This is a genomic window from Mammaliicoccus fleurettii (genome assembly GCF_003970575.1).
Classification (GTDB): Bacteria; Bacillota; Bacilli; order Staphylococcales; family Staphylococcaceae; genus Mammaliicoccus; species Mammaliicoccus fleurettii.
The window spans coordinates 1-5,804 of record NZ_RXWZ01000071.1 but is presented as its reverse complement, the minus strand read 5'-3'; the positions used below and the strand labels follow the sequence as shown (position 1 = coordinate 5,804).

The 5,804-nt window shown below is 31.6% G+C and carries 8 protein-coding genes; 5 read left to right on the top strand and 3 right to left on the bottom strand.

Translation table 11 applies throughout. The annotated features are described in order from the left end of the window. Nucleotides 1-806: 806 nt before the first annotated feature. Nucleotides 807-1,316 carry a thioredoxin domain-containing protein gene (locus tag CD129_RS06160; protein ID WP_107509373.1) on the bottom strand — a complete coding sequence of 170 codons (510 nt, stop codon included), beginning with the start codon at nt 1,314-1,316 and terminating at the stop codon, nt 807-809. Nucleotides 1,317-1,470: 154 nt separating this feature from the next. Next, the gene (locus CD129_RS06155; protein ID WP_016913015.1) at nt 1,471-1,671 is read right to left on the bottom strand and encodes a cold-shock protein; all 201 of its coding nucleotides are present in this window, start codon (nt 1,669-1,671) and stop codon (nt 1,471-1,473) included. Nucleotides 1,672-2,079: 408 nt separating this feature from the next. Here CD129_RS06155 and CD129_RS06150 point away from each other — a divergent pair, with 408 nt between their 5' ends. The 5 genes from CD129_RS06150 (at nt 2,080) to CD129_RS06130 (ending at nt 4,804) form a co-directional block, all read left to right on the top strand. Beyond that, nucleotides 2,080-2,466 carry a CidA/LrgA family protein gene (locus tag CD129_RS06150; protein WP_115337111.1) on the top strand — a complete coding sequence of 129 codons (387 nt, stop codon included), beginning with the start codon at nt 2,080-2,082 and terminating at the stop codon, nt 2,464-2,466. Continuing rightward, nucleotides 2,463-3,146, top strand: coding sequence for an LrgB family protein (locus CD129_RS06145; protein ID WP_078358401.1), 684 nt, complete (start codon nt 2,463-2,465; stop codon nt 3,144-3,146). Before CD129_RS06150 ends, CD129_RS06145 begins: the two co-directional genes overlap by 4 nt. Before the next feature lie 89 nt (nt 3,147-3,235). Next, entirely contained in the window at nt 3,236-3,790 is a 555-nt protein-coding gene (locus CD129_RS06140; protein ID WP_174221861.1) for a DUF4256 domain-containing protein, read from the top strand. 162 nt (nt 3,791-3,952) lie between these two features. Continuing rightward, nucleotides 3,953-4,408, top strand: coding sequence for a LytTR family DNA-binding domain-containing protein (locus tag CD129_RS06135; protein ID WP_158079039.1), 456 nt, complete (start codon nt 3,953-3,955; stop codon nt 4,406-4,408). A 12-nt stretch (nt 4,409-4,420) separates the two neighbouring features. Then, on the top strand, nt 4,421-4,804 hold the full coding sequence (locus CD129_RS06130) for a DUF3021 domain-containing protein (protein ID WP_107509371.1): 384 nt from the start codon (nt 4,421-4,423) through the stop codon (nt 4,802-4,804). Between the two features lie 87 nt (nt 4,805-4,891). Here the strand turns inward: CD129_RS06130 and CD129_RS06125 are convergent, their stop codons facing one another. Continuing rightward, the gene (locus tag CD129_RS06125; RefSeq protein WP_239732868.1) at nt 4,892-5,188 is read right to left on the bottom strand and encodes a transposase; all 297 of its coding nucleotides are present in this window, start codon (nt 5,186-5,188) and stop codon (nt 4,892-4,894) included. Nucleotides 5,189-5,804 lie beyond the last annotated feature (616 nt).

Here is a 5,804-nt window from a genome sequence, read left to right as displayed (position 1 = left end):
ACAATGAAAGAATACATGCAGGATTAAATTATCAAACGCCAACCTCTTATAAACTTATGAATTCTGTCTAAGTTTTTGTTGACATACCAATATAGATACCCTACAACTAAGAGGAAGTGGGACATAAATAAGTTTTTTGAAAAAATGAGATAAGTTGTAGATTAAGTCGGAAGTTAATCTAAGAGTTCGGCCTAGTTGTAGATTAAGTCGGAAGTTAATCGAAGAGTTCGACCATGTTGTAGATTAAGTCGGGAGTTAATCTAAGAGTTCGACCATGTTGTAGATTAAGTCAGCAGTTAATCTAAGAGATTGACCAAGTTGTAGATTAAGTCAGCAGTTAATCTAAGAGATTGACCAAGTTGTAGATTAAGTTAGGAGTTAATCTAAGAGTTCAGCCAAGTTGTAGATTAAGTTAGGAGTTAATCTAAGAGTTCAGCCAAGTTGTAGATTAAGTCGGGAGTTAATCTAAGAGAATGACCATGTTGTAGATTAAGTCGGGAGTTAATCTAAGAGAATGACCATGTTGTAGATTAAGTCGGGAGTTAATCTAAGAGTTCGACCATGTTGTAGATTAAGTCGGGAGTTAATCTAAGAGTTCGACCATGTTGTAGATTAACTCAGCAGTTAATCGAAGAAATTGACCAAGTTGTAGATTAAGTCAGCAGTTAATCGAAGAGTTTAGCCAAGTTGTAGATTAATTAGATAGTTAATCTAAGACATCCTCAAAATCAACACCGAACAATGAAAGGCTGGGACAAATAATTTGTCCCAGCCTCTCTTCCAAAATAAATATCTACACTTAATTTTTAACTTTGTAGTGCTTTTTCCAATTTTTCTTTTATTGTTGCTTTATCGTCTTCAGTTGGATTAAATTCAAATTTTTCACCATTTATGAAGACTGAAGGCACTCCAGTAATGCCTCTTTCAAAGGTTTCTTGATGTATAGCAAGTGATCGATCATCTGCATTTTTTTGTGGGGATAAAGCGAGCTCCTGCTCCATTTTTCTTTCTATCGTCTCAAAATTCAATGTCCATTCTTCTTGTGTTCCATATAGGTGACGTATAATCTCAAATGTTTCTTCAGGGTCATTATAATCCAGATAAATATTAGCGACAGTACCTTTTAGCAGTCTTTGCTTAGTCTTATCAAAGTGTTTAATAATATATTGAACACTTCCATCATTAATATAAGGTTTTAACACTTCATCTGCTGCTGCAAAATAATGAGAACAATATGGACATGCAAAATTTATAAATGCTTCTACTGTTATATTTGCTTCTTTATTTCCTACAGTTAAATGTTGAATTGTTGTCATAACGATTACCTCCTATATGTTGTTATATTAATTTAACCATTTCACCGACTATAATGCTAACGATTATATTCAGAATAGTTAAACAATTTATATTATAAAAACAAAAAAAACACCTCATAACAATGTTATGAGGTGTTAAGCTAATAATTTAATATTAGTTTTTGTTAACGTTAACCGCTTGAGGTCCACGTTGGCCTTCTTCGATATCAAATGTAACTGAAGCGCCTTCGTCTAATGATTTGTAACCTTCAGTTTGGATTGATGAGAAATGTACGAATACGTCGTTACCATTTTCTCCTTCGATGAAACCATAACCTTTTTCTGCGTTAAACCATTTTACTGTACCTTTATTCATATAAAAGTCCTCCTGTGTGCTTTTGCACGATATATTTGCAATAATCAATCTTCAAACTTAAATGGACTTTCATTAACAATGAATAAAACTACCAATTAATTTAATCTCGAAATATCACTTGATACTTACTATACATTATAAGTTATAAATTGTAAAGCCTTTTGTTAAATTAAACTTTTATAACTTGCTAGTTCTTATAAATAATACTTATCTATAACCTTTAATTCTTCATCTAACATTGCGTATCTTCTATCATTTAAATATTCTTCTCTTAATTTTAAAAAGAAAAAGAGAAACCACATAATATAAATAACGTTTCAAATTAACTGAATCAGTTCTATAATTAAATAATATATACTCAGATGAAGTTAAAGCCATCTTAAATTTTTAATAAAGGGTTTGTTTACTATGATTTCAAAGTTTATTAAAGTCATCTTTCAAATATGCATCATATATTTAATCACAATATTTGGTAGCTGGATTCAGCAAATTCTAGACATTCCGATTGCTGGCAGTATTATAGGTCTTGCTACACTATTCTTGTTACTGCAGTTCAATATTATTAAAGAAGAGTGGATAAAAGATGGTGCAAACTTACTATTAAGCACAATGATCTTTTTCTTTATTCCTTCTATTGTTGGTGCAATGGATTTAGTTGAACAATTTAATTCTCAGTTTATCTTCTTAATTATTTTAGTTATAGCAAGTACTTGTATCGTTGCACTTTGTTCCGGATACGTTGCAGAAAAAATGACAAAATCTAATAGTGTAGAAGAAAGTGGTGATAAATCATGATTTTAAAAACATTATTCATGATTCTTTTAACAGTCATCACGTACATATTTGCATTGTATATTCAAAAGAAATTTAAAATCGCAATTCTCCATCCAGCACTCGTTTCTTCTATTGTAATAATATTTGTACTTATTATGTTAAATTATGATTATCAAGACTATATGACTGGCGGTAAATGGATATATAACTTTTTAAACTGCACAGTTGTATGCTTAGCTTATCCTTTATACTTATATAGAAGAATGATTGTGAAACATTTCAAAGTCATTATAACTAGCGTGCTTGTCGGCATAGCTATCAATATCATATTAATATTTACAACATTGAATATTCTAGGTTATTCAAAAGAAATGATAGCATCATTATTACCTAGATCCATTACAGCTGCAGTTGGTGTTCAAGTATCACAACAAATTGGTGGAATAGACAGTTTAGCAGTACTCTTTATTATCGGGACAGGACTTATCGGAAGCATATTAGGCTCATATTTAATCAAGTTAGCTAACTTTCAAACTTCCATAGCAAAAGGACTGACATATGGAAATGCATCACATGCCATAGGAACTGCTAAAATATTAGAAACTGATATTGAGTCAGCTGCATTTAGTTCTATCGGAATGATACTAACAGCGCTTATAAGCTCCATAATCCTACCGTTATTTGTTTTATTAATCTATTAGACATTTGATGATTGCTCCTTGATGATGATTTACATATTACTTTCATTAAAGTTATATTTTGCTAAAATAAAAGAAAAAGGGGTATTCATATGACATCTCAACAACTAACACAAGAAGAACAAACAGAGCTTATTGAAACATTGAAAAAACGTTTTGAAAAATTCCCAGAACGTCATGAAAACATAGAGTGGTCTGACGTAGAAAGTCGATTACAATCTAATCCAGAACAGTTATGGTCACTTAATGAAATGGAACGAACTGAAGGAGAACCTGATGTTATTGGGTCTGAAGATGATCAATATCTTTTTGTAGATTGTTCAAAAGAAAGTCCTAAAGGTCGTAGGAGCGTATGTTATGACAGAGAAGCACTAGAATCTAGAAAGAAACATAAACCGGAAACAAGTGCTATAGATATGGTAAATGAAATGAAAGTTAGTTTACTTACTGAAGAACAATACAGACATCTTCAAACACTTGGAGAATTTGATAAAAAATCATCTAGCTGGGTAGAAACTCCAGACAAAATAAGAAACCTTGGCGGTGCTATATTCTGTGATTTACGCTACGATACAGTGTTCACCTATCACAACGGAGCTGATTCATATTATGGAGCAAGAGGTTTCCGTAGCATGCTAAAAATATAAACAAAAGCTTCCTTTACAAGTCACAATTAGTGAAAGTAAAGGAAGCTTTTTTACAATACATACCCCTCTCAACCACTCACACCCTCAATCAAACCGGTTATGCTATAACTACTGACAAAATAGAATAAAACACATACTATATAACCAAAGGAGGCAATGGCTATGAAAGATCAATTCAATGTACACTTACAAATTGACTCAACTAAAACGCTAACCGACGTCACCATTAGCACATATGAACAAGAAATTGGTAACAACCTATTAAACTATATACAACAATATGAATCACCTTCCGACAAAATAGGCATCAAAACATCTCAAGGTGTATCACTCGTTATTAAAGCTAATATTATATTTGCAGAAATATTTGATAAACAACTTAGCATTACAACAACTGAAGAAACCATCACAACTAGAATGTCACTCAATGCGTTACAGCAAACTTTACCAAGTCACAAGTTCGTGCAAATTAGTAAATCCTCCATTGTAAACATAGAACATATAACAAAAGTATCTCCATCATTTTCAGGAAACTTGTTTGGAACACTTATCAATAATAAAAAAGTAACAATATCAAGAAGATACGTTAAAAATTTAAATAAAGCATTAGGAATATAAGGAGGGAAAATTATGAATAAAATATTAAAATCTACCTTACAAGGCATTGGTATAGGAAGTAGTATCATGCTCATATTCATCGCTATATTTAACGTTACAATCGACTTTCTGGATGTCATAAGTGTTTATTTATTTGGTGCCATTTGTGGATTCTTACCAATCGTTTATGAGTTTGATAACCTACCATTACCAATTAAACTGATCATCCATTTAGGAGGAAGCGTAATAGCATTCTTTATCCTCTCAACAATAAACCATTGGGTACCACTACAACCAGAACCCTTAATTGGCGCACTTACAATATTCACACTTATCTTTCTTGTCATATGGTTCATATTCTTAATATTCAACGCTCAACAAAGTAAGAAAATTAATACAAAACTTAAAAATATGTAAAAAACAGGCTGTGTACAAACTGAACTTAAATTTATAAGTTCAGTTTGTTTTTTGTTTTATTAAATTTAAGCTTAAATTGTGTTTAAACTAAGCTGTTTGTGGCTCTTTTACGAGCCACATCGCCATTTTTTTAAGATTCATGGCAGCACAAATAAGCGTGGTGTCCATGGATACTTTTTTAATTCCTCTATCTCTAGTCCATCTCATACCATGCTGTTCTTTTGCATCGCCAAATCGTCTTTTTAATGTTTGACTTCTTAATTTATATGCTTTTTTAATTGTATCTATAAACCTTAAATCTTCGATTATGTCTAAATCATCTTGCAAAACATGTCTACGGATTTCTCTAATATAGGTTTTGTTTTCCGTACATTTATTTAACATAGAATCAACTCCTAAATAAAACTTCATCTATATTATAAAATAATTTGTTAATATTTGGTATTTTTTTGCGATGACTCCTGCGGGAAAAGCATGATTCGAAGACTACAGGCTGAGAACATGCCCGCGGAAAGCATGCGCATAAAAAAATGCCGGCAAAGTCTAAGACTTTGTCGACACTCTGAAGGCTGAGACAAAAATTGTCTCAGCCTTCTCATCCTTTTTCACTCTAAAATTTCCCCAGAAAGGAAACACACAAAAATCAAAAAGTAACCTTCCTAACATTCAATTAGGATAATACTATATTAAATTAGAACTAAATTCTAATAAACGTTGTTGATCATATGAAATACTAAAAATAATTCAACCTATAATTCTTCTCAGAAATCCCTAGAGTAAACCAAACTCTATGTAACCTATAAACCACCATATCCTTGAAGAAATGTACGCACTCTATTAAATTAACTGTTTATCTATATATGAGAAATTAAAAAAGAGAGTATTACTAAATCGAAGCTATTAGGAAGGAACGGCACTGAACCCCTAAAATGGGAACTTAATAAAAACACTATTTTCTAGGCTGCTAATTTCCTGAATTCTATAGGAGATAAGTAGCCTA

Coding starts and splice junctions, on each gene's coding strand:
- CD129_RS06160 (WP_107509373.1), bottom strand. CDS start 1,316: ATGACAACAATTCAACATTTAACTGTAGGAAATAAAGAAGCAAATATA.
- CD129_RS06155 (WP_016913015.1), bottom strand. CDS start 1,671: ATGAATAAAGGTACAGTAAAATGGTTTAACGCAGAAAAAGGTTATGGT.
- CD129_RS06150 (WP_115337111.1), top strand. CDS start 2,080: ATGATTTCAAAGTTTATTAAAGTCATCTTTCAAATATGCATCATATAT.
- CD129_RS06145 (WP_078358401.1), top strand. CDS start 2,463: ATGATTTTAAAAACATTATTCATGATTCTTTTAACAGTCATCACGTAC.
- CD129_RS06140 (WP_174221861.1), top strand. CDS start 3,236: ATGACATCTCAACAACTAACACAAGAAGAACAAACAGAGCTTATTGAA.
- CD129_RS06135 (WP_158079039.1), top strand. CDS start 3,953: ATGAAAGATCAATTCAATGTACACTTACAAATTGACTCAACTAAAACG.
- CD129_RS06130 (WP_107509371.1), top strand. CDS start 4,421: ATGAATAAAATATTAAAATCTACCTTACAAGGCATTGGTATAGGAAGT.
- CD129_RS06125 (WP_239732868.1), bottom strand. CDS start 5,188: ATGTTAAATAAATGTACGGAAAACAAAACCTATATTAGAGAAATCCGT.